General features: G+C 71.1%; 22 protein-coding genes. 17 read left to right on the forward strand and 5 right to left on the reverse strand.

Annotation, left to right across the window (positions count from 1 at the left end; all coding sequences use genetic code 11):
* Window positions 1-109 precede the first annotated feature (109 nt).
* Window positions 110-685, forward strand: coding sequence for an RNA polymerase sigma factor (locus DEJ08_RS00560; protein ID WP_056072533.1), 576 nt, complete (start codon window positions 110-112; stop codon window positions 683-685).
* A complete protein-coding gene (locus DEJ08_RS00565) occupies window positions 685-1,449 on the forward strand; it encodes a hypothetical protein (protein ID WP_111055250.1) in 765 nt (254 codons plus the stop codon). Before DEJ08_RS00560 ends, DEJ08_RS00565 begins: the two co-directional genes overlap by 1 nt.
* A gap of 162 nt (window positions 1,450-1,611) precedes the next feature.
* Here DEJ08_RS00565 and DEJ08_RS00570 read toward each other — a convergent pair whose 3' ends face one another.
* Window positions 1,612-2,949: a uracil-xanthine permease family protein gene (locus DEJ08_RS00570; RefSeq protein ID WP_111055249.1), complete on the reverse strand. Its 1,338-nt coding sequence runs from the start codon at window positions 2,947-2,949 to the stop codon at window positions 1,612-1,614.
* Window positions 2,950-3,030: 81 nt separating this feature from the next.
* Here DEJ08_RS00570 and DEJ08_RS00575 point away from each other — a divergent pair, with 81 nt between their 5' ends.
* Together DEJ08_RS00575 and DEJ08_RS00580 are read left to right on the forward strand one after the other, a co-directional pair.
* On the forward strand, window positions 3,031-4,995 hold the full coding sequence (locus DEJ08_RS00575; protein ID WP_111055266.1) for a M13 family metallopeptidase: 1,965 nt from the start codon (window positions 3,031-3,033) through the stop codon (window positions 4,993-4,995).
* Window positions 4,995-5,933: a serine hydrolase gene (locus DEJ08_RS00580; protein WP_071404465.1), complete on the forward strand. Its 939-nt coding sequence runs from the start codon at window positions 4,995-4,997 to the stop codon at window positions 5,931-5,933. Before DEJ08_RS00575 ends, DEJ08_RS00580 begins: the two co-directional genes overlap by 1 nt.
* Window positions 5,934-6,214: 281 nt before the next feature.
* Here DEJ08_RS00580 and DEJ08_RS00585 read toward each other — a convergent pair whose 3' ends face one another.
* Entirely contained in the window at window positions 6,215-6,409 is a 195-nt protein-coding gene (locus DEJ08_RS00585; RefSeq protein ID WP_111055248.1) for a hypothetical protein, read from the reverse strand.
* A gap of 129 nt (window positions 6,410-6,538) precedes the next feature.
* Here DEJ08_RS00585 and DEJ08_RS00590 point away from each other — a divergent pair, with 129 nt between their 5' ends.
* The 3 genes from DEJ08_RS00590 (at window position 6,539) to DEJ08_RS00600 (ending at window position 10,707) form a co-directional block, all read left to right on the forward strand.
* On the forward strand, window positions 6,539-7,705 hold the full coding sequence (locus DEJ08_RS00590) for a sensor histidine kinase (RefSeq protein WP_111055247.1): 1,167 nt from the start codon (window positions 6,539-6,541) through the stop codon (window positions 7,703-7,705).
* Window positions 7,702-8,361 (forward strand): response regulator transcription factor, encoded by a 660-nt coding sequence (locus DEJ08_RS00595; protein ID WP_111045623.1) that lies wholly within the window; start codon window positions 7,702-7,704, stop codon window positions 8,359-8,361. The genes DEJ08_RS00590 and DEJ08_RS00595 overlap by 4 nt, the downstream gene beginning before the upstream one ends.
* Before the next feature lie 135 nt (window positions 8,362-8,496).
* On the forward strand, window positions 8,497-10,707 hold the full coding sequence (locus tag DEJ08_RS00600) for an MMPL family transporter (protein WP_111055246.1): 2,211 nt from the start codon (window positions 8,497-8,499) through the stop codon (window positions 10,705-10,707).
* A 114-nt stretch (window positions 10,708-10,821) separates the two neighbouring features.
* Here the strand turns inward: DEJ08_RS00600 and DEJ08_RS00605 are convergent, their stop codons facing one another.
* A complete protein-coding gene (locus DEJ08_RS00605; protein ID WP_111055245.1) occupies window positions 10,822-11,493 on the reverse strand; it encodes a DUF4232 domain-containing protein in 672 nt (223 codons plus the stop codon).
* A gap of 99 nt (window positions 11,494-11,592) precedes the next feature.
* Between DEJ08_RS00605 and DEJ08_RS00610 the strand changes: the two genes are divergently transcribed.
* Together DEJ08_RS00610 and DEJ08_RS00615 are read left to right on the forward strand one after the other, a co-directional pair.
* Window positions 11,593-11,868, forward strand: coding sequence for a hypothetical protein (locus tag DEJ08_RS00610; protein ID WP_071404469.1), 276 nt, complete (start codon window positions 11,593-11,595; stop codon window positions 11,866-11,868).
* Window positions 11,869-11,937: 69 nt separating this feature from the next.
* On the forward strand, window positions 11,938-13,206 hold the full coding sequence (locus DEJ08_RS00615; RefSeq protein WP_220035466.1) for a Fic family protein: 1,269 nt from the start codon (window positions 11,938-11,940) through the stop codon (window positions 13,204-13,206).
* Window positions 13,207-13,209: 3 nt separating this feature from the next.
* Here DEJ08_RS00615 and DEJ08_RS00620 read toward each other — a convergent pair whose 3' ends face one another.
* Together DEJ08_RS00620 and DEJ08_RS00625 are read right to left on the reverse strand one after the other, a co-directional pair.
* On the reverse strand, window positions 13,210-13,608 hold the full coding sequence (locus DEJ08_RS00620; protein WP_083404464.1) for an NUDIX hydrolase: 399 nt from the start codon (window positions 13,606-13,608) through the stop codon (window positions 13,210-13,212).
* A gap of 35 nt (window positions 13,609-13,643) precedes the next feature.
* Window positions 13,644-14,966: a glutamyl-tRNA reductase gene (locus DEJ08_RS00625; protein WP_111055244.1), complete on the reverse strand. Its 1,323-nt coding sequence runs from the start codon at window positions 14,964-14,966 to the stop codon at window positions 13,644-13,646.
* Between the two features lie 38 nt (window positions 14,967-15,004).
* Between DEJ08_RS00625 and hemE the strand changes: the two genes are divergently transcribed.
* From hemE to hemC, 8 genes are all read left to right on the forward strand, one after another.
* Window positions 15,005-16,141 (forward strand): uroporphyrinogen decarboxylase, encoded by a 1,137-nt coding sequence (gene hemE, locus DEJ08_RS00630; protein ID WP_111055243.1) that lies wholly within the window; start codon window positions 15,005-15,007, stop codon window positions 16,139-16,141.
* Entirely contained in the window at window positions 16,138-17,454 is a 1,317-nt protein-coding gene (locus DEJ08_RS00635; RefSeq protein WP_258367229.1) for a protoporphyrinogen/coproporphyrinogen oxidase, read from the forward strand. The genes hemE and DEJ08_RS00635 overlap by 4 nt, the downstream gene beginning before the upstream one ends.
* 100 nt (window positions 17,455-17,554) lie before the next feature.
* On the forward strand, window positions 17,555-17,809 hold the full coding sequence (locus DEJ08_RS00640; RefSeq protein WP_017887727.1) for a hypothetical protein: 255 nt from the start codon (window positions 17,555-17,557) through the stop codon (window positions 17,807-17,809).
* Entirely contained in the window at window positions 17,806-18,264 is a 459-nt protein-coding gene (locus DEJ08_RS00645; protein ID WP_071404474.1) for a phage holin family protein, read from the forward strand. Before DEJ08_RS00640 ends, DEJ08_RS00645 begins: the two co-directional genes overlap by 4 nt.
* Before the next feature lie 41 nt (window positions 18,265-18,305).
* Complete coding sequence (locus DEJ08_RS00650; protein ID WP_071404475.1) at window positions 18,306-18,536, forward strand: DUF3618 domain-containing protein; 231 nt, start codon at window positions 18,306-18,308, stop codon at window positions 18,534-18,536.
* A 68-nt stretch (window positions 18,537-18,604) separates the two neighbouring features.
* Entirely contained in the window at window positions 18,605-19,372 is a 768-nt protein-coding gene (gene hemQ / locus DEJ08_RS00655) for a hydrogen peroxide-dependent heme synthase (protein WP_228513031.1), read from the forward strand.
* Window positions 19,369-20,601 carry a ferrochelatase gene (locus tag DEJ08_RS00660; RefSeq protein ID WP_110863600.1) on the forward strand — a complete coding sequence of 411 codons (1,233 nt, stop codon included), beginning with the start codon at window positions 19,369-19,371 and terminating at the stop codon, window positions 20,599-20,601. The genes hemQ and DEJ08_RS00660 overlap by 4 nt, the downstream gene beginning before the upstream one ends.
* Window positions 20,598-21,650 (forward strand): hydroxymethylbilane synthase, encoded by a 1,053-nt coding sequence (hemC, locus tag DEJ08_RS00665; protein WP_258367228.1) that lies wholly within the window; start codon window positions 20,598-20,600, stop codon window positions 21,648-21,650. Before DEJ08_RS00660 ends, hemC begins: the two co-directional genes overlap by 4 nt.
* Window positions 21,651-21,864 lie beyond the last annotated feature (214 nt).

Here is a 21,864-nt window from a genome sequence, read left to right on the forward strand (position 1 = left end):
AGTCCGGTGGTCCCACGTCCTCGGGCTTGCGCCACGGACGACCTCGCTGCGCGACGAGCCGATCCGCGGGCGTCTGTAACGCTGGAGCCATGACCGGACACTCCAGAGTGTGAAGGACGAACAGGACGACGGCCCGCTGTGGACGCGAGCGGTCCGTGATGACGGGGCTGCGTTCGCCGCGCTGTTCGACCGGCACCGACCGCGCATCTACCGACGGGCGTTGAGCCTGACGGAGAACTCGCACGACGCCGAGGACATCACGGCGGCGGCGTTCTACGAGCTCTGGCGCAAGCGCAAGAGCGTCACCCTCGTGGCCGGTTCCGTCGCTCCGTGGTTGCTGGTCACGACGGTCAACCTGACCCAGAACCACCGACGCGCAGCGGCGCGGTACCGGAAGCTCCTCGACGCACTCCCTCGAGATGATCCCCACGCTCCAGCCACGGACGCCGAAGACCTCGAGGCCCGTGAACGCCTCAGGACGACGATCCGGGGACTCGCGCCGCAGGACGCCGCGCTGCTGGTGCTCACCGGGGTCGAGGAGATGCCGGTCTGGCAGGCAGCGCAGGCGGTCGGTCTCAAACCGCCGGCGGCACGCGTGCGGTTGCACCGGATGCGGCAGCGCCTGCAACGCGACCTGCACGACCTCCGTCCCAGTGTCCGCAACGCACCGGAAGGCACCTACTGATGAGCATCGACATGAACCACGACGCTGCAGCAGCGGTCCGCTCGGAGCTGGCCGCCATCGGGACACGGCGGAGCGCCCTGCAGCGCCAGCAACGACGTGCACGCATCGGCGTCTCGATCGTCTCCGTCGCGGCGATCGCGGTGACGACGAGCGCCGCCGCCCTGGTCGTCGCCGGGCTCCCGGGGACCACGACGACGGCAGCAGTCGGGCGCACGACCACTGCGACGCACACCGGCCCCGCACTGATCGACATCGGGCCGGCTCCCGACACCGCGGCTGCCGTGATCGTCGACATCACGTGCCGCAACGACGTCGGCATGGTCCGGGTCCTCACCGTCGGAAGGGGCGCATCCGGCCTGAGTTGTCGGGACGAAGGGACGATGCGTGTCGTCGACGGCCGGCTCCCGGAGCGAGGGACCACGACGTTCAGCATCGAAGCGTCGGCGGGGACGCGGTGGACGGCGACGCTGCAGTACGCCACCGCGGTCACGTCGGATTGGGCGGTCAACGACAAGGGCCAGACCTACGGAGTCCCGAACGCGTCGGGTCACCCGGATCTGGTCCCCGGGAGGGCGGACAACGGCCGCAAGGGCTGGGTTCTGTGGAGCGAGCCGGACGGCGGCGACGTGTACGAGTCCGACGGCACGACCGTGGTCGGGCAGTGGACGGCGGGGGTCGCCGATGAGGTCCCGCTCGATCAGCGGTACATCGACGAGCAGGAGTCCGTGCAGACCGCGACCCCATCGCCCAGCGCGCCCCGCTGAACCGGGCGAGCGGTGTGCGGACCGGAGCGACCGACTGGGGGGCGTTCCGGTCCGCAACGCACCACGTGACGGACTGGAGGCCCGTGGCCGTGTCCGCCACGGGCCTCCAGTCCGGTGGTCCACGTCGTCAGGCCGGACGCGCGTTCCGGCCGACCACTCGCGTCAGTCGGCGCGCGGTTCCGCGGGGACGGCGCCGGTGGCGGCGTGTGCGGGCTCGGCGGCCTCGGTTGAGGGCTCGTCGGTGCCGCGGGCCCGGCCGATGACGTCCATCACGTGGTAGACGACGATCGCTGCGATGGTGCCGACGATGATGCCGCCGAAGCTCGCCTGGCCGAAGCGGAACGTGAAGTCGGCGATGCCGATGATCAGGGCGATGCCGGCGGTCAGCTGGTTCTTCGGCTTCGAGAAGTCGACGCGGTTCTCGACCCAGATCCGGATGCCGATGATGCCGATCAGGCCGTAGAGCGCGGTGGTGGCGCCACCGAGCACGCCCGCGGGCACCGACGAGATGACGGCGCCGATCCTCGGCGACAGGCCGAGCAGGACGGCCGCGATCGCGGCGACCCAGTAGGCGGCGGTGGAGAAGACGCGGGTGGCGGCCATGACGCCGATGTTCTCGCCGTAGGTGGTGGTGGCGGAGCCGCCGCCGACGCCGGCCAGGACGGTCGAGATGCCGTCGGCGAAGAGCGCGCGACCGGTGAGTGGCGTGAGGTCACGGCCGGTCAGCTGCCCGACGCCCTTGACGTGGCCGACGTTCTCGGCGACCAGCGCCAGGACGACCGGCACGAACGCCAGGTAGATCGGAAGCTGGGACGGGTCGAACGCGGGAGCGGTGAAGTCCGGCAGACCGATCCACGGCTTGTCTCCGACCTTGGAGAAGTCGACCTGACCGCCGATGAGCGCTGCGACGTACCCGACGAGCACGCCGATGACGATCGACAGGCGGCCGATCAGGCCCCTGAACAGGACGGTGACCAGGATGATCGTCGCGAGGGTGATGACCGCGATGACCGGGGCCGCCGTGAAGTTGTCCCGGGCCGACGGAGCCAGGTTGAAGCCGATCAGGGCGACGATCGCGCCGGAGACCACCGGGGGCATCAGCCGGTCGATCCACCCGGCGCCGGCCAGGTGCACGACGAGCCCGACGATCGCGAGCAGCGCACCGACGACGATGATGCCGGACAGGGCGAGCGGGATGCCGCCGATCTTGGTCGCCGCACCGATCGGGGCGATGAAGGCGAACGACGAGCCGAGGTAGCTCGGCAGGCGGTTGCCCGTGATGAGCAGGAACAGGATCGTGCCGATACCGCTGAACAGGAGCGTCGTCGACGGCGGGAACCCGGTGATCAGGGGCACCAGGAACGTGGCGCCGAACATCGCGACGACGTGCTGCACGCCGAGGCCGATGGTCCGGGGCCAGGTGAGCCGTTCGTCGGGTGCCACGATCGTCGTCGCGGAGACGGTCTTGCCGTCGCCGTGCAGCTTCCACGGAAGTCCCATGCGATGACCGTACCGGCAGCCGTGTGCCGGTGACGACCCGGATCGACCTGCCCCATGGGGTCGGTGGCTATCGTGGACCGCATGACCGACGTCGCACGTGCCTCCGGCATCCACACTGACGAACTCGACCCCGCGGTGCGCCCCCAGGACGACCTGTACCGCCACGTGAACGGGACCTGGATCGAGGCGACGCCGATCCCCGACGACAAGGCCCGGTACGGCTCCTTCACGGTGCTGGCCGAAGCCGCCGAGATCGCCGTGCGCGACATCATCGAGCGCTCGCAGCAGGCCTCCCCCGGCACCGAGGAGCGCAAGGTCGGCGACCTCTTCACCTCGTTCACCGACGAAGCGCGGCTCGAGGAGCTCGGCACCGCACCGATCGAGCACCTGCTCGCCGAGATCACCGCCATCGAGTCCGTGCCCGAGGTCATCGCCGCCGTCGGCCGCTTCGAGCGCATCGGCCTGCCGAGCTTCCTGCAGCTCTTCGTCGACAACGACCCGGGCGACCCCGAGTCCTACGTCGTGTTCCTGGAGCAGTCCGGCCTCGGGCTGCCCGACGAGTCGTACTACCGCGAAGAGCGCTTCGCCGACATCCGCGAGAAGTACCGCGAGTTCGTCGCGGCGATGTTCCCGCTCGCCGGCCTCGACGACGGCGGTGCCCGCACCGAGCACGTCATCGCGCTCGAGACGGCGCTCGCCGCCCAGCACTGGGACAACGTCACGACCCGTGACAGCCAGAAGACCTACAACAAGCTGCCCTGGGCCGACGTCGCCGCGCTCGCGAAGGGCGTCGACCTGCAGACCTGGTGGCAGGCCATCGACGCCCCCGCCGGTGCGTTCGAGACCGTCGTGGTGCGCGAGCCCTCGTTCATCACCGGCCTGGCCGACCTGCTGAACGATCAGCCGCTCGAGGTCTGGAAGGACTGGCTGCGCTGGCAGGTCATCCGTGGCTCCGCCGCGTACCTGACGAGCGCGTTCTCGGCCACGAACTTCTCGTTCTACGGCACCGCACTCACCGGTGCGCCCAAGCAGCGCGAGCGCTGGAAGCGTGGCGTCTCGCTGGTCGAGGGCGCGATGGGCGAGGCCGTCGGCCGCATCTACGTGCAGGAGCACTTCGACGAGACCTCGAAGGCCAAGATGGACGACCTCGTCGCCAACCTGGTCGAGGCGTACCGGCAGAGCATCACGGCGCTCGACTGGATGACCGACGAGACCCGTGCCCGTGCGCTCGACAAGCTCGACAAGTTCACGCCGAAGATCGGCTACCCGGTGAAGTGGCGTGACTACTCGGCGCTGCCCGTCCTCGCCGACGACCTGGTCGCGAACGTCCGCGCCGTCGCCTCGTTCCAGGTCGACCGCGAGCTCGGCAAGATCGGCAAGCCGATCGACCGCGACGAGTGGTTCATGACCCCGCAGACGATCAACGCGTACTACAACCCCGGCTTCAACGAGATCGTGTTCCCGGCGGCGATCCTGCAGTTCCCGTTCTTCGACGCAGACCGCGACGCCGCCGCGAACTACGGCGCGATCGGTGCCGTCATCGGGCACGAGATCGGCCACGGTTTCGACGACCAGGGGTCGCAGTACGACGGCGACGGCAAGCTCGAGAACTGGTGGACCGAGGCCGACCGCGCGGCGTTCGAGGAGCGTACGAAGGCCCTCATCGCCCAGTACGACGCCCTGGTACCGACCGAGGTGCCCGACAGCCACGTGAACGGTGCCCTGACGATCGGCGAGAACATCGGTGACCTCGGTGGCCTGTCGATCGCGTGGAAGGCGTACCTGCTGTCGCTCGACGGCCAGGAGCCCCCGGTCGTCGACGGACTCACCGGTGCTGAGCGCTTCTTCCTGAGCTGGGCCCAGGCCTGGCGCATGGCGATCCGCCCGGAAGAGGCGGCTCGTCTGCTGAGCATCGACCCGCACTCGCCCAACGAGTTCCGCTGCAACCAGGTCGTGCGGAACATCGACGTCTGGTACGACACCTTCGGCGTGACCGAGCAGGACGCGATGTACCTCGACCCCGCCGAGCGCGTCGCGATCTGGTGATGACGGAGCCGGACGCGGCCCGGTCGTCGCGCCGCCGGCGACCGGACGACCGCCCAGCAGGTGGCGGCCGCGGTCGTGGGCGGCACAGCGGCCGGGCCGACGACCGCTTCACCGCCACCACCGAGGCGCTCGGTGCCCTCGCGCTCGAGGGCGCCGGGGTCAGTGCCTCGGTGATCGACACCTCCAGCGGTAAGGCCCTGCTCGCGATCGACGACACCCTGGTGCAGCCGGTCGCGAGCCTGGGCCGTGTCCTGCTGCTCATCGAGGTCGCCGCCCAGCTCGAGGACGGCCGCCTGCACGGTGACCGACTGCAGCGCATGGCCCGAGACACCGCGACCGGTGCGGGCCTGTGGCAGTTCCTGCAGGAGCCGACCATGCAGGTGCCCGACCTGGCGACCCTGGTCGGGGCCACCGCCGACGCCTGGGCCATGAACGCACTGTTGTCGACCGTGGGCATCGACGCCGTCCGGGAGCGTGCGGAGTCCCTGGGCATCGAGCGCACCGCGTTGATCGACCGGGTGCGGGACCGCCGCGGCCCGGACGACGCCCCCGACGCCTCCGTCGCACCGACCGGAGAGCTGTCGTGGGTGATGCGCGGACTGGCGCTCGGCGAGGTCGTCGACGAGGCGGTGTCGAACCGGGTGCTCGGCTGGTTGTCCCTGGCGAGTGACCTGAACCTGGTCGCCGGGTCCTTCGGGCTCGATCCCCTGGCGCACCGGGCGCTCGACCACGGGTTGCAGGTCGTCGCGGTCACCGGGTCGAGCACCGGTGTGCGGGCGGAGGCGGGGATCCTGCGGGGGCCGGGGTCGTCGGTCAGCTACGCCGTGACCGTCACGTTCGACGATGCTTCGTTGCAGCGGCGGTTGGCCGTGGTGGAGGCGCTGCGGACCATGGGGACCGAGGTGCTCGAGGCTGTGCACGCGCCTGCGCGGCGCTGACGGCGCTCGCCGTTCGCCGCCGGCTGGTCGCCGCTCGCCGCCCGTGCCGAGTCTCTGTCCGGCGGGCAGATAGCGGGCAGAGTGACGGCGAAACTGTCCGCGGGGCCGAGACTCGGGGAGCGTGGACGCCTGGTGCCGTTCCTGCTCAGCGGTCCCCGTCTTGGGGCCTCAGCGATCGGCGGGGTCCGTTGCGCCGGACTCGACCTCGCGCATGGACGCGGTGATGTCGATCGATCGGGTGTCGGGGAGCGTGATGTCCTCGGGGCGGATGGGACGCATGCTCACGCCTCCTCGTGGTCGATCACGCGTCGGGCGCCGGCTTCGACGCCCATCGCGACGAGCAGGGTCATGAACCCGGCGAAGCGGACGACCTCGGAGACACCCATCAGGGCTGCCCACGCGGTGAGCTGCGGTGCGCGGGTGAGGGAGTGCCGTCGGGCCGTCGGTGCGGACTCGGGAGCGGTGATCGTCGTCATGGGGTGCCTTCCGGTGGGATTGGTGCCAATCCTCCGGATCGGGACGCGGCGCCTCGTCGTCGTCGCGGATCGTCGAACCTACTGCGTCCGCAGTACGTGTCGGTGAGGTGGAAGCAGGAGACTCGGGGGATGACGAACGACGGTGATCTCGTGCTGCCACCGAACCCGTGGTGGCTCCGGTCACCGGCGCTCCTGCCCGAGCTGGCCGCGGGCCTCGCCGTGGCCGGTGCAGCGGTGGAGATCGTCCGAGTCCTCGTCGCGGGCGCCGGGGTCTTCCCGTTGGTCGGTGTGCTGCTCGGCATCGCCGGTGTGGCCGTGGCCCGTCGCTACCCGTGGCCGGGGGTGCTGCTCACCGTGGTCGGCTGTGCGGTGGCAGCGGTGCAGGGGTGGGACCCGATCGTGGGGTGGACGATCGTGGTGTTCGCGCTGTTCTCCGTCACCCTCCGCGGTGCGGCCCCGTTCCGCATGGTCGTCGCGACCGCGCTGCCGCTCTACCTCGTGGTCGCGGTGGAGTCCGGCGCGGGGCTGGTCAGTACGGACGCGTTGGCGGCGGTCGCGGCGTGTGCGGCGGCCGGAGCCACGGGGGCCGCGGTCTGGGCACAGCTCCGGTACTGGTCGGCCCTGCGGGAGCAAGCCCGCGAGGCGATCGCGTCACGGGATCTCGAAGCGCGCCGACGCGTGGACGCCGAGCGGCTCCGCATCGCCCGCGACCTGCACGACGTCGTCGGTCACCAGATCGCGGTGGCGAGCATGCACCTGGGTGCGGTCGAGGTCACCGTCGACCGCGACCCGGTGACGGCGGCACGCGCAGCAGGTGACGCGCGTGAGGCGTTGCGGATGGTCACCGCCGAGACGCAGCAGATCCTCGAGCTCCTCCGGTCACGGGATGCCGCTCCGGACCGGACCGTCGCCGGGCTGGGCTCGCTGCCCGCGTTGGTGTCGTCGTTCACGTCGATCGGGCTCGACGTCGTGGCTGACGTCGAGCTGCCGGACGAACCGGTCGCCCCCGTGGTCGAGGTCACCGTCTACCGCGTCGTGCAGGAGGCCCTGACCAACGCACACCGGTACGGGACCGGCCCGGTCACGATCACCGTCCGCGCCGAGCAGGGTCGACTCCACGTGGTCTCCGACAACCCACGCGCGCCGCGGACCAAGCAGACGCAGGGTTCGGGGTTCGGGCTCGTGGGCATGCGCGAACGCGTCGGGGCCGCAGGCGGGACACTGGACGTCGACGAGCGAACCGATCGGTTCGTCGTGCACGCCGTGCTGGCGCTGGACGGAAGGAAGCTGTCGTGACGACGATCCTGCTGGTCGACGACCAGGCGATGATCCGCGTCGGGCTCCGCACCATCCTCGAGGCGCACGACGACCTCACCGTCGTCGGCGAGGCCGGCGACGGCTTCGAGGCCCTGCGGTTCCTCGAGACGACGACGGTCGACGTCGTCCTGTTGGACGTGCGGATGCCGGGGATCGACGGCGTCGAGACCACACGCCGCCTCCGTGATCGGTTCTCCGCCGAGCAGCTCCGCATCGTCATCCTGACGACGTTCGAGCAGGACGAGATCGTGGTCTCGGCGCTCCGGGCCGGCGCGAACGGCTTCCTCGGCAAGACCGTCGGACCCCGCGAGCTCGTGGCGGGCATCAACGAGGTCGTCCTCGGCGGTGGAGCACTCTCCGCGGCTGCGCAGGCCGCGGTCATCGCGCAGGTCAGCTCCCAGTCCGACCGCGTCATCGACACCGATGCGCAGGAACGTCTCCGAGCGCTGACCCCGCGTGAACACGACGTGGTGGTGGCGATCGCCCGCGGTGGCGACAACGACCGGATCGGCCGGGAGATGTTCGTCTCGCCCTACACCGTGAAGACCCACGCCAACCGCGCGATGGCGAAGCTCGGCGTCCGTGATCGTGCGCAGCTGGTGTCCCTCGCCTACCGCGCCGGACTCGTCGACTGACCCGGACCTACTGCGGACGCAGTAGGTCCGTCGATCCGACGGGACGACGGCCGGACGGAGCGTTGCTCGGAGCATTGAGGAGTACCCGCCGCGACGGTCTCCGCGTGGCTTCCTCTTCTTCTCTCCGGGAGCATCATGCCCAAGGTCCTCGCCGCGATCGGACGCTTCAGCGCCCGGCACCGGCTCATCATCGTCGCCGTCTGGTTGGTGCTCTTCGCGGGCCTCACCGCGGTCACCGCCGCCGGCATGGACACCAGTGCCACCGGCTCGGCCGGCAACACGACCGCCGCCGCGAAGGCGCTCACCGTCGTCAACGAGAAGTTCGACCTCGGTTCCTCGTCGTCGGGCGACGCGAAGACGCTGCAGCTCGTCCTCCAGGCGCGAGACGGAGCGAAGGTCACCGACCAGGCCACCGCCGCCGAGGTGCAGGCAGTCCTCGCCGACGCGAAGAGCCTTCCGCACGTGCAGACGGTCTCGGACCCGTTCGCCCAGCGGAACCCGATGGTCTCGAAGGACGGCACCACGGTCATCTCCACGCTGACCTTCTCCGGCGTCACCGAGGCGAACCAGGAGAAGACGTACGACACCGTCCTGGACTTCGCAGCCGACCACCGTGCTGCCTTCCACGCCGAGGTCGGCGGACACCTGTTCGGCGACACCTACGCCACCTTCGGTCCCGGCGAGGTCATCGGGATCCTGGTCGCGTTCCTGGTGCTGTTCCTGACGTTCGGTTCGCTCCTGGCCGCCGGAGCGAACATGCTCGTCGCGATCTCCGGGGTCGCCGTGGGGACGGTCGGTGTCCTCGCGTACTCCGCGATCAACCCGATCCAGGGGACCACCCTGACGCTCGCGACCATGCTCGGCCTCGCGGTCGGGATCGACTACACGCTGTTCATCCTCACCCGGTTCCGCTCGGAGCTCCGCGAGGGACGCAGCGTCGTCGACGCGGTCGCCCGGGCCACCGGCACCGCGGGCACCGCAGTCGTGTTCGCGGGCCTCACGGTCATCATCGCCCTCGTGGGTCTCGTCGTGACCGGCAACGAGGTCATCACCGTGATGGGCTTCGCCGGAGCGTTCAGCGTCCTGATCGCGGTGCTGATGGCCCTCACGCTGCTCCCCGTCATCCTGGGGACCCTCGGGTTGCGCGCCCTGCCCCGGAAGCACCGGGAACTCCTCGCCGCCGGCCAGCCGATCCCGCAGCGTCCCGCGAACCGCAAGAACTTCCTCCGCGGGTGGGCCAGGTTCGTCACCGGACGCCCGTGGCTCGCACTCTTCGGCGCCGTCGTCGTCCTCGGGCTCGTCGCCGCACCGGTCCTCGACATGAAGACGGCCTCCAACATCCCCGGTGGCTCCGACCCGACGTCGTCGGAGCGGAAGGCCTACGACCTGATCGTCGACGAGTTCGGCGGCATCCAGTCCCCGCTGCTCGTGCTCGTGCAGGGCGACGACGTCACCAGCAACCTCACCGCGGTCGAGGACGAGATCACGGGCCTCGACCACGTCGAAGCCGTCGTCCCCGGCCAGGTCACGAAGACCGACGACGCCGCACTCCTCACCGTCATCCCGACCGGCGGTCCGATCGCCGAGAGCACGAAGCAGCTCGTCACGGACATCCGCGACGAGACCACGGCCATCAGCGGCGTGCGCGTCGAGGTGACCGGCGAGACCGCGATCGGGCTCGACGACACCGCGCAGATGAACCGGGCACTGATCACCTACATCATCGTGATCGTCGCGCTGTCGTTCCTGCTCCTGATCGTGATGTTCCGATCCCTGCTCGTGCCCCTGTTCGCCACCCTCGGGTACCTGTTCTCCGTCGGAGCGGCGTTCGGCGCATCGGTCGCGATCTTCCAGTGGGGCTGGCTCGACCCGCTCATCGCCGCACCCCAGGGCGACCCGATGTTGAGCCTGCTGCCGATCATCCTGGTCGGGGTCCTGTTCGGGCTGGCGATGGACTACCAGGTGTTCCTCGTGTCCCGGATGAAGGAAGAACACGCCCGCGGGCTGAGCCCGAAGGACGCCGTGTTCTCCGGGTTCACCAAGTCCGGCACCGTCCTCGTCGCAGCAGCCACGATCATGGCCGTCGTCTTCGCCGGCTTCGCCACGAGCGAGATGGCCGTCGCCGCGTCGATCGCCGTCGGGCTGCTCGTCGGGGTCCTCGCAGACGCCTTCCTCGTGCGGATGATGATCATGCCGGCGCTCCTCACACTCTGCGGGGAAGCAGCCTGGTGGATGCCGAAGTGGATGCAGAAGGTCATCCCGAACCTGGACACCGAGGGACACGGACTCGACCGGGCTCCCGAGCACGACCGGGGGACCGGGGCCGTCCCGGTGCCGGTCAGCTAGTCGGTCAGCACGTCAGGACAGACCGAGCCGTCCCGCTGCGATCACAGCGGGACGGCTCCGTCCGTGGCGGCAGCGGCCCGTGCTCGAGACCCGCCGAGACCGCCCGGCTGACCGCTACGAGGTCGCCTGCCCCTCCGGCACGAACGCCTGCACGGACAGCAGCGAGGCATCAGCCGACGCACACGCCTGGTAGTCCGTGTCCTTCACGAACAGGGACTGCTTCGACCCGGGCGGGTACACGCGGAAGCCGTCCGGGGTCTTGGGCGAGCAGTCGCCCGCCGAGTAGTTCTCGGCCCGGACGATCTTCAGCGGTGCGACGGCGGTCTTACCGGGAGCGAGTGCGACGGTCGGGTGCGGGGAACTCTTCTCCGCGATCGCCGCCGCTCCGATCTGCTTGCCGGTGCCACCCCCGACGAACGAGACGCCGGGCCACCCCTGCACCGTGCAGGTCGTCGACCCGGTGTTCTCGAGCACCAGGTGCACGATGACGCTGCCGGCGGCACCACCGCTGCCGGCCTCGATGCGTCCGGCGAGCGACGACACCGCGCACCGGTCGCCGGAAGACGAACCGGTGGACGGCCCAGAACCGGACCCGGACGACGGTGCCGCCGAGGCGGACTCCTCCGACGACTGCGGCGTGGACGCCGACGCGGACGGCGACGGTGCGGGCGCCGTGACGGTCTCGGTGGCGGCGGGCTGCCCGTCCGAGGCGCACCCCGCCAGTGTCCCGACGGCGACGAGCCCGGTCACGACGAGCAGGAACTTCGATCGGCTGCTGCGTTGCATGGTGCACAGGCAACCACCGAACGCCGCATCCGGTTCGGTCGGCGTCCAGGGACCACGGGCACACTCCGAGGCAAGCAACCCGAGCAGCGGAGGTCGGACATGACGGGCAAGCACGAACAGGCACGAGGCGACGAGGGTCGCGCGGACGGGGTCGAACCCCGCGCCGGAGCCTTCACGGACAGCGAGATCCCGGGCGAGGAGCACGTCGAGTCGACGGAGCCCGTCGGCGAGTTCGTCTCGAGCGACATCCCGGGCGAGACGCGTCCGACCGGAACCGGACCCGACGGCGAGTACGTCGACTCGGACATCCCCGGCGAGGCCGAGCCGGCCCAGAACGGCGAGGTCGGGGAGTACACCGACACCGACAAGGCCTGACAAACTCGAGCCGAACGCATCCCATGATCAAGGATAGGCACTCATCCTTGATCATGGGATGATCCATGTATGGCTTCGTACGAGACGATCCGACGCACGGGCGACCCGGCAGCCGCGACACGCGCCTTCCGGATGCCGATGGTCTTCGAGGCCTACGTGCCGGATCCGCTGCAGGGCCGAACGGTCGAACTCGGACCGGCCGAACAAGCGGCCGTACTCGAGGCCACCGCTGCGGTGACCGAAGCCGAGACGAGATCCACCCTGCTCGGCAGCGGAGACGCACTGGGTCGGATGCTCCTCCGAGCCGAGGCTGTCGGGTCGTCGATGATCGAGGGCCTCGAGGTCTCCCCGCGGAAGCTGCTCGAAGAAGAGGCGCGCGGACGGAGCCCGCTCGGGCAGTGGAGCACCGCAACCGAGGTCCTCGGCAACATCGACGCCATGACCTTCCTCACCGAGTCGGTCGGTCCGGGTTCTCCGGTGACCCTCGACCTGCTCCTCGAGGCGCACCGGCGGCTGATGGAGGCTTCGACGACACCCGAGGTCGGGGGCACGGTCCGAGCGGTCCAGAACTGGATCGGCGGACCGACGCCTGCCGCAGCGGCGTTCGTTCCGCCCGTGCCGGAGCGGGTGCCAGGGCTCCTCGACGACCTGCTGGAGTTCGTGAACTCGAGCACGCTGCCGACGATCGCCATCGCCGCCGTCGCACACGCGCAGTTCGAGACGATCCACCCGTTCGCCGACGGCAACGGTCGCATCGGACGCGCACTGATCCACGCTGTCCTGCGGTCACGGGGGCTGACCATCGAGTCGTCTCCACCGGTGTCCCTGGTCCTGGCGACCCGTGCTGTCGACTACGAAGCGGGGCTCCAGCGGTTCCGGTCCACCGATCCGCCGGCATCGGAGCCAGCGCAGCGGGCCGTCGGGCAGTTCGTCCGGCTCTTCGCCGAGGCGATGGCCGAGGTCGTGGACCGGATGACGCAGTTCGAGCACGAGCTCGTCCGGATCAAGGAGTCCTGGCGATCTGCGCTCGCCGGAGTCCGCTCTGACTCCGCTGCATGGTCGGCGCTCGAACTCGCGCCCCGCATGCCCGTGCTCACCGCGCAGACGTTCGCGGCCGCGACGGGCCGGAGCGAGCAGGCCGCGAACACGGCCTTGGGGGTCCTCGTCGAGCGTGGAGTCCTGACACAACGATCGGCGGGACGGCGGAACCGTGTCTTCGAGGCAGACGCCGTGATCGGCGCGCTGGCACTGCTGGAACGCCGTCTCGCCTCTCCGGCTGGTGACACCGGCGTCGTGCCGCCGACCAGACACGTGCCGGCAGCTCCGCCCAGGGCCTGACGGTCAGTCGATGAGCTCCGCCGCCACCAGGCGGCGGAGCGTCTCCACGCCCGCAGGCGGGCAGCGGTCCGCGTCGGCGGAGGTGACCCACTCGACCTCGTCCACCTCGGCCGAGGCGACGGGCGTGGCGGAGTCCAGCGGGCCTCCCGGCCGGACCAGGAACAGCGTCATCGCGACCATGGTCCCCGGAGCCTGCCCGTGGGCGGGCTCGAGCACGACGCCGAACGGGTCGACGTCGTCGGCGGTGAGCCGCAGGCCGGTCTCCTCGTAGGCCTCGCGCACGGCGGCCTCGACGTCGGTCTCGTGCGGCTCCGCCTTGCCGCCGGGCAGGTAGAGCACGTCGCGCGCCCGGGCGCGCACCATCAGGACACGTCGGTCACGCACCAGCAGCAGCGCACTCACGCGCAGCGTGGGTGGTTGCGAGCCTGTCTGGAGGCTCAGCTCGCGTCCGCCTGGTCGTCGCGATCCGAGGTGGTCGGGTCCAGTGCCGTGCGGTCGGCCAGCGGGACGACGGGCGACGGCAGCTCCGGCTCGGCCTCCGGCCGGACGCCGTACAGGGAGTCGATCGCCCCGACGAACTCCTCGCCGCGACCGGCGCGACCGAGCTCACGAGCGCGGACCGAGGGACGGTGCAGCAGGACGCCGACCAGGTGCCGGAGCGCCCGCTCGGTGTGCTCGACGGACTCGCCGTCGGCGTCCGCGCGGCGCTTGGCCCGCTCGATCTCGTCGTCGAGGATGTCGAACACGTGCTTGCGGAACGCCACGAGCGCCGGGGTCGTCGACTGCTCCATCGCCTGCGCGCGGAACCGGGACACGGCGTCGTCGACCATCGCGCGGGCCTCGGACTCGGCGTTCAGCTCGGAGATCGGGGCGTGGATGCTGATCGTCTCGAGGTCGAGCAGTTCGACGCCGTCGACACCGGCGGCCGCGGGGTCGACGTTGCGGGGGAGCCCGAGGTCGATGACGATGCGGCGGACCCCGTCGTCGAGGTCGGCCGGTGCGACGACCGGGACCTCGCTCGAGGTGCAGGTGATCAGGACGTCGCTCTCGCCGATGGCCTGGCGCAGGTCGAGGGCGGCGACGAGGTCGTGCTTTGCGGCGAACCAGGGCGCCCGGCCCGAGGGCGAGAACACCTGGATGTTCGTGGCGCCGCGGTCACGCAGGGCGGCGATGGTGGTGGCCGCGTAGCTGCCGGTGCCGACGAGCAGCACGCGGGTGCGGGCCCAGTCGGTGACCCGCGACGAGGCGAGTTCGAGGCCGAGGCGCACGAGGGACCGGCCGGCGGCACCGATGCGGGTGCGGGTCTTGACGCCGCGCGAGGTGTGCGCGGCCTCTTGGAACAGGCGCTCGAGGTCCGAGGTGGTGGTGCCGTTCGACCGGGCGTCCTCGAGCGAGCGACGGACCTGGCCGGAGATCTCGGTCTCGCCGACGACGACGGACTCGAGACCGCTCGACACGGCGAACAGGTGCTGCACGACGTCCTTGCCGTCCAGCACGTTGACGGAGTCCAGGACCTCGGTGGCGTCCAGGTCGCTCGCGGCGGCCACGGCCTGCACGGTGGCGGAGACGGCGGAGTCGCTCTCGTCGCCCGCGATGTCGAGGTACGCCTCGAAGCGGTTGCAGGTCGCGAGGACCACTGCACCGTCCAGGACGCCGGCATCCGTGACGAGTCGGCTGGCTGCCGCGGGTGCACCGATGCTCAGTCGCTCCAGGAGATCGAAGCTGGCGTTGCGATGCGACGCCGTGAGACAGATGAGCACGTAGTCAATGGTAACGCGCTCGATGGGAGAATCATCCGGTGACCGAAGCGACGACCACATCCCTCCCCGACTCCCACCCCCTGGCATCAGGGCGGACGAGTGGTTCCCGCCTGGTACGGGCCCTGCGGGGTGACCGTCCGGAGACGCTCCCGGTGTGGTTCATGCGGCAGGCCGGACGGTCCCTGCCGGAGTACCGGGAGCTTCGGATCGGCACAGCCATGCTCGACGCGTGCCTCGACCCGGAGATGGCGTCGGAGATCACCCTGCAGCCGGTCCGCCGGCACGGGGTCGACGCGGGCATCTTCTTCAGCGACATCGTCGTGCCGATCAAGCTCGCCGGTGTGGACGTCGAGATCGTCCCCGGCCGTGGCCCGGTGCTCTCGTCGCCGATCCGGACCCCCGCCGACGTCGACGCCCTGGAGCAGCTCGACCCCGCGGCCCTCGCCCCCATCGAGCAGGCCGTCCGACGCACGGTCGACCAGCTCGGCGACACCCCGCTGATCGGCTTCGCGGGGGCGCCGTTCACCCTCGCCGCCTACCTGGTCGAGGGCGGCCCGTCCAAGGACCACATCCGCGCCCGCACGCTCATGCACGCCGACCCGGAGACCTGGTCGCGGCTGCTCGCCTGGGCCGCCGAGGTGTCCGGGATGTTCCTCCGGGCACAGGTGCTCGCCGGGGCCTCGGCCGCGCAACTCTTCGACTCGTGGGTCGGGTCGCTCTCCCGCGCCGACTACGTCCGGTCCGTCGCACCGCACTCCGCCCAGGCGATGTCGCACGTCGCCGAGCTCGGCGTGCCGCGCATCCACTTCGGCGTGGGCAGCGGCGAGGTCCTGGCCGACATGACGACCTTCGGCACGGACACCGTCGGCGTCGACGCGGTCGGGGTCGACTGGCGCCTGCCGCTCGACCAGGCGGTCCAGCGCGTCGGCACCGGCGTCAGCGTGCAGGGCAACATCGACCCGGCGATGCTCTCGGCACCGTGGGATGTCCTCGAAGCGCACGTCCGCGACGTCGTCCGTCGGGGTGGCGCCGCACGGGCCCACGTCGTGAACCTCGGCCACGGGGTCCCGCCCGAGACCGACCCGGACGTCCTGACCCGGGTGGTCGAGCTGGTCCACTCGCTCGGCGACGGCCGCTCGGACGACGGTGCAGCGCAGGACGGAGCCGGCGCGTGACCGACGTCGTCGTGGTCGGCGGCGGGATCGCCGGGCTCGTCACAGCCCGTGACCTCGCCAAGGGCGGCGCCCACGTGGTGCTCGTTGAGTCCTCGGGTGCGCTCGGCGGCATGATCCGTCGGCACACCGTCGGCGGGATCGACCTCGACATGGCGGCGGACTCCTTCGCCACCCGCACGGACGCCGTCGGCCGCCTGGCGATCGAGCTCGGACTCGGCAACGACGTCGTCGCCCCCGACCCGCGCGGCGCCTGGCTGATGACCCGCTATGGCCGGACCTCCCCGATCCCGGCGACCGGACTCCTCGGCATCCCGAGCACCCCGATGGCCGCCGACGTGCTGGCCGTGGTCGGGCAGAAGGGCGGCCTGCGCGCCCAGATGGACTCGCTGCTGCCGGCACCGGTGGGCGCCAAGGCCTCCTCGCTCGGCGAACTCGTCCGCCGGCGCATGGGGGAGCGGGTGCTCGACGACCTCGTGGTGCCGATCGCCGGTGGGGTGCACTCCACCCACCCCGACCAGCTCGACCCCGACCGGGTGGCCCCGGGCCTGCGCGCCGCGCTGCTGCGCGAGGGCTCGCTCGCCCGGGCCGTCCTGTCGCTGCGGGCACGCGCGGCCGCCGGCACCCCGGTGCAGGGGATCCGCGGTGGGACGGTGCGCCTGGTGGACGAGCTCGTCGCCGACATGGCGACCTTCGGGGTGGACGTCCGGCTGCACACCCGGGCGACCCGCATCGAGGCGCACGCGGTCGAGATCGTCGGCGCCGACGGCACGACCGAACGGTTGCCGGCCCAGCACACCCTGTCCTCCGTCGCCGACCCGGAGCGTGCCGCTGCCCCCGACCGGACGGGCATCCAGCTCGTCACGCTCGTCGTCGACCAACCCGAGCTCGACGCCGCCCCGCGAGGCACCGGGATGCTCGTGCACCCGGACGCGCAGGCCGTGTCGGCGAAGGCCCTCACGCACGCGACGGTGAAGTGGCCGTGGCTGGCCGACGTGGCGGACGGACGCCACGTCCTGCGGCTCAGCTACGCGGCCACCGCGACGGACCCTGCGGGCGTCGCCACGAGCCTCCCGGTCGACCCGACCGACCCCGTCGGCAGCCGTGCCCTGCAGGACGCGTCCACGCTGCTCGGTGTGGCGATCACGGCCGACCGCGTCAGCGGAGCCGCACGCGCCGGTTGGTACGGACCGGACCTCACCGCGGCCAGCCTGGCCGAGGGCGTCGTCGGGATCGGCGAGGCCTCGACAGGACGCGGCCTGGCGGGGATCATCGCCGCCGCTCGGAAGGCAGCCGACGAGATCCTCGGTTCCTGAGCGGACCGCGCAGCCCCTGAGGGCTACTGTTGGTGAGACCGCCGGACGTATTCCGTTCGGTGCATGACCACCGCACAACCAATGCACGGAGGAATCGCACATGCGCGGAAAGCTCCTGTTCGTCGCCGGCGCCGCACTCGGGTACGTCCTGGGATCGCGAGCCGGACGGGCGCGGTACGAGCAGATCAAGACCGTCAGCGGCAAGGTCTGGAACAGCAACGGCGTCCAGAAGGGCGTGCACGTCGCCGAGGACTTCATCGCCGACAAGACCCCGGACGTCGCCGAGTTCATCGGTGAGACGACCAAGAAGGCCGTCCGCAAGGTCGGCCAGAAGAAGGACACCACCACCTCATGACCGACACCCGCGATCGCAAGTCGCGTTCGCTGTTCGGCCTGGTCGGCGACGTCCCGAAGCTCGTCAAGGGCCTGGTCAAGGGCGAGATCGACCTGCTCAAGGCCGAGATGCTCGCGAAGGCGAAGATCTTCGGCCTCGCAGCCGGTCTGCTGGTCGGGGCGCTCGTCGTCGTGCTCTACGCGATCGGCGTCCTGCTGACCGCAGCCGTGATGGGCCTCGCGACCGTGATGCCGGCGTGGCTGGCCGCACTGGTGGTGGCCGTGGTGATGCTGATCATCGCCGCGATCCTCGGCCTGATCGGCTGGAAGCGCCTGAAGAAGGGCCTGCCGATCACGCCGAAGCGCACGATCGCCAGCGTCAAGGACGACATCAACGCGGTGAAGGGCCTCGGCAAGAAGCCGACCCCGCCGACGCAGTACGGCAGCCGCAAGCCGGACGTCGACGGCCGCTCCTGAGCGCCGACAGCCCCGACAGCCGCACCACCGACGGAGGAACCGTGACCGACCCGCACGACGATCTCGCTGCTCGCGTCGCCGCGACCCGCGCCCAGCTGTTCGACACCCTCGACGCGATCGAGGACAAGCTCAACGTCCCGAAGCAGATCGGGATCGCGGCGTCGAAGTTCAAGCGCGGTCTCGACGAGAAGCCGGTGCCCTACCTGGCCGGTCTCGCAGCCGGCGTAGCGGTGGTCGGGGGTATCGTCGTGCTGGTGCTCCGACGGCGGTAGACCGCCCGAGCGCGGTCCACCGGATGCGGGGCGGCCAACACCCTGGCAACCGATAGGACAATGGATCCATGAGCTCCGACGCGCCCACGAACACCGGGCCCGTGCCCGCGCACGACCACCCCCACACGGAACCCGCCGAGACCGGTCACCCGGACTCCGGGATCGACCCGAACCTGCTGACGGCCTACGCCCTCTGGGCAGTGTTCCGCCGGCCCCTCGGTCCGGTCCACCGCGTCGGCGACGACGCCGTGGCCGAACTCGACACCGTGATCGCCAGCGCCGCCGAGCGCGGGGTCACGATCCGTGGCTTCTACGACGTCTCGGCCTTCCGTGCCGACGCCGACGTCATGGTCTGGCTGCACGGCGACGACGCGCAGGCCATCCAGGCCGTGCTGCGCGAGATCCGTCGCACCGGCCTGTTCCAGGACGCCGAGCCGGTCTGGCACGTGATGGCCATGCACCGCGAGGCCGAGTTCAACAAGCGGCACACCCCCGCGTTCCTGCGCGGCAAGGACCCCGAGGCGTGGATCACGGTGTACCCGTTCGTCCGCTCCTACGAGTGGTACCTGCTGCCGGAAGAGGAGCGCTCGAAGATGCTCCGCGACCACGGCATCGCCGGCGCGAAGTACCGCCGCGTGCTCACGAACACCATCGCGACCTTCGCCCTGAGCGACTACGAGTGGATCCTGCCGCTCGAGAGCCCGGACCTCGTCGACCTCGTCGACCTGATGCGCGATCTCCGCTACACCGAAGCGCGCATGCACGTGCGCGAAGAGGTCCCCTTCTTCACGGGTCGTCGCGTGACGACCGCCGAACTCCCGGAGGTGCTGTCATGACCGACACCAGCATGATCACGAACGGCCAGGTCCTCGCCGCCACCCCCGCGGCGGCGTCCGGTCCCGAGCACGTCGAGACCCCGACCGCCTACGACGCGATCCTGCTCGCCGGCTTCGGTGGCCCCGAGGGACAGGACGACGTCATCCCCTTCCTGCGCAACGTCACCCGCGGCCGCGGGATCCCGGACGAGCGCCTGGAAGAGGTGGCGCACCACTACCGCCACTTCGGCGGCGTGAGCCCGATCAACGCGCAGAACCGTGCGCTCAAGGCCGCGCTCGAGGCCGAGCTGGCGTCGCGCGGCATCGACATGCCGGTCCTCTGGGGCAACCGCAACTGGGAGCCGTACCTGGAGCAGGCGTTCACCGAGGCGGCGGACAAGGGCTACACGAAGCTCGTCGCCATCGCCACGAGCGCGTACTCGTCGTTCTCGAGCTGCCGGCAGTACCGCGAGGACTACGCCCGCGTGCTGAACGAGACCGGTCTGATCGACACCATCCAGATCGACAAGGTCCGCCAGTTCTTCGACCACCCGGGCTTCGTCCGCCCGTTCATCGACGGCGTCCGCGACGGCATGGCCCGCGCGATCGCCGAGAACGAGGGCCTCGACGTCGCGACCGAGCTGCAGGTGCTCTTCTCGACGCACTCCATCCCCTCGACCGACGCCGCCCGCTCGGGCCCCGACTACCGCGGGTTCGACGAGCACGGCGCGTACGAGGCGCAGCACCTGGCCGTCGGCGAGGTCGTGCTCGACCAGGCCTGGGCCGAGCTCCTCGAGCAGCCCGAGCACGCCCACCTGCAGGGCACGTCGAAGCCCGCCTGGAAGCTCGTCTACCAGTCGCGCTCCGGCCCCCCGACGCAGCCGTGGCTCGAGCCCGACATCAACGACTACATGAACGAGGACCTCAAGGGCGGCCCGACCCGTGCCGTGCTGATCGTCCCGCTCGGCTTCGTCAGCGACCACATGGAGGTCATGTGGGACCTCGACGAGGAAGCCACCGAGACCGCCGGTGAGCTCGGCTTCTGGTCGCTCCGCACGCAGACCCCCGGCATCGACCCGGCCTACGTGTCCGGTCTCGTCGACCTGGTGCTCGAGCGGGTCAACGGCACGCCGAAGGCCGAGCGTCCGCACATGACCGACATCGGCCCCTGGTACGACGTGTGCCGTCCGGGGTGCTGCGAGAACGTGCGAGCGGGGTTCAAGCCCGCCGCCGCGGGCGTCGCTCCGTGACCGACACGACCGTGAACGACCCCAGCGCCACAGCGCCCGACGGCCCGACCCCGATCCGGCTCGGCACCCGTGCCAGCCGGCTCGCGGTCGCGCAGTCGCAGGACGTCGCCGACCGCCTGGCGAAGGCGGCCGGTCGGCCCGTCGAACTCGTCACCGTCACGAGCGAGGGCGACACGAACCGTGCCTCCCTGGCGTCGCTCGGCGGCACCGGTGTCTTCGCCAGCGCCCTGCGTGAAGCGCTCGTCGCGGGCGAGGTCGACGTGCTCGTGCACTCGCTCAAGGACCTGCCGACCGCGCCGTACCCGGGCCTGACGATCGGTGCCGTGCCGAAGCGTGCGGACGCCCGTGACGTCCTCGTCGCCCGGAACGGCGCCACCGTCGACACCCTGCCCGAGGGCGCGAAGGTCGGCACCGGCTCGCCCCGTCGTGCCGCGCAGCTCCGTGCGCAGCGCCCCGACCTCGATGTGGTCGACATCCGCGGCAACATCGACACCCGCCTCGGCCGGGTGGACGACGACCTCGACGCCGTGGTGCTCGCCGCCGCCGGCCTCGGCCGCATCGACCGCCTGTCGGCTGCCACGGAACTGCTCGACCTCGGTTTCTGGCCGAGTGCTCCCGGACAGGGTGCGCTCGCGGTGGAGATCCGCTCGGACGAGACCGACCGTGGGCTGCTCGCCGCACTCCGCAAGATCGAGCACGCCCCCACGCGCCTGACGGTGACGGCCGAGCGCGAGGTCCTCGCCAAGCTCGAGGCCGGCTGCTCCGCCCCGATCGGTGCGACGGCCGTCGTGGACGCCGAGCTCCTGCTCGTGTCCGCGACCGTCTACCGCCCCGACGGCACCGAGTACCGCACGGCGTCGCACGCGGCCGTGCTCGACGGGTCGGCGCAGGAGCGTCTCGACGAAGCGCTCGCGGTCGGTGGCCGTGTGGCGACCGAGCTGCTCGAGAACGGCGCTGCCGACCTCGCCGACCTGGCGACCACCGTCGCCGAGGACACCACGGACGGGCCGTACACCGCGGGCCCCGGCCTCGCGACGCCGGCCGAGTAGGCGGTCACCACGGAACCCTCCACCACCGCGACGGACGAGGCGCGACCCCCGGTCGTCCTCGTCCCGCGTGGCGGTGCGTGGGGGAACCGGGTCGCCGCCGAGGCCAGGGCCCGAGGGCTCGCGCCCGTCGTCGTCCCCCTCATCACGGACGCTCCGCCGTCCGACCCCGCCGCGCTCGACGCTGCGCTCCGCCGCCTGGTCGCCTCCGGGGCGG

This window comes from Curtobacterium sp. MCLR17_054, assembly GCF_003234335.2.
Classification (GTDB): Bacteria; Actinomycetota; Actinomycetes; order Actinomycetales; family Microbacteriaceae; genus Curtobacterium; species Curtobacterium flaccumfaciens.

Coding starts and splice junctions, on each gene's coding strand:
- DEJ08_RS00575 (WP_111055266.1), top strand. CDS start 3,031: ATGACCGACGTCGCACGTGCCTCCGGCATCCACACTGACGAACTCGAC.
- DEJ08_RS00600 (WP_111055246.1), top strand. CDS start 8,497: ATGCCCAAGGTCCTCGCCGCGATCGGACGCTTCAGCGCCCGGCACCGG.
- DEJ08_RS00565 (WP_111055250.1), top strand. CDS start 685: ATGAGCATCGACATGAACCACGACGCTGCAGCAGCGGTCCGCTCGGAG.
- DEJ08_RS00605 (WP_111055245.1), bottom strand. CDS start 11,493: ATGCAACGCAGCAGCCGATCGAAGTTCCTGCTCGTCGTGACCGGGCTC.
- hemQ (WP_228513031.1), top strand. CDS start 18,605: ATGAGCTCCGACGCGCCCACGAACACCGGGCCCGTGCCCGCGCACGAC.
- DEJ08_RS00590 (WP_111055247.1), top strand. CDS start 6,539: ATGACGAACGACGGTGATCTCGTGCTGCCACCGAACCCGTGGTGGCTC.
- DEJ08_RS00640 (WP_017887727.1), top strand. CDS start 17,555: ATGCGCGGAAAGCTCCTGTTCGTCGCCGGCGCCGCACTCGGGTACGTC.
- DEJ08_RS00615 (WP_220035466.1), top strand. CDS start 11,938: ATGGCTTCGTACGAGACGATCCGACGCACGGGCGACCCGGCAGCCGCG.
- DEJ08_RS00660 (WP_110863600.1), top strand. CDS start 19,369: ATGACCGACACCAGCATGATCACGAACGGCCAGGTCCTCGCCGCCACC.
- DEJ08_RS00610 (WP_071404469.1), top strand. CDS start 11,593: ATGACGGGCAAGCACGAACAGGCACGAGGCGACGAGGGTCGCGCGGAC.
- DEJ08_RS00645 (WP_071404474.1), top strand. CDS start 17,806: ATGACCGACACCCGCGATCGCAAGTCGCGTTCGCTGTTCGGCCTGGTC.
- DEJ08_RS00570 (WP_111055249.1), bottom strand. CDS start 2,949: ATGGGACTTCCGTGGAAGCTGCACGGCGACGGCAAGACCGTCTCCGCG.
- DEJ08_RS00580 (WP_071404465.1), top strand. CDS start 4,995: ATGACGGAGCCGGACGCGGCCCGGTCGTCGCGCCGCCGGCGACCGGAC.
- DEJ08_RS00585 (WP_111055248.1), bottom strand. CDS start 6,409: ATGACGACGATCACCGCTCCCGAGTCCGCACCGACGGCCCGACGGCAC.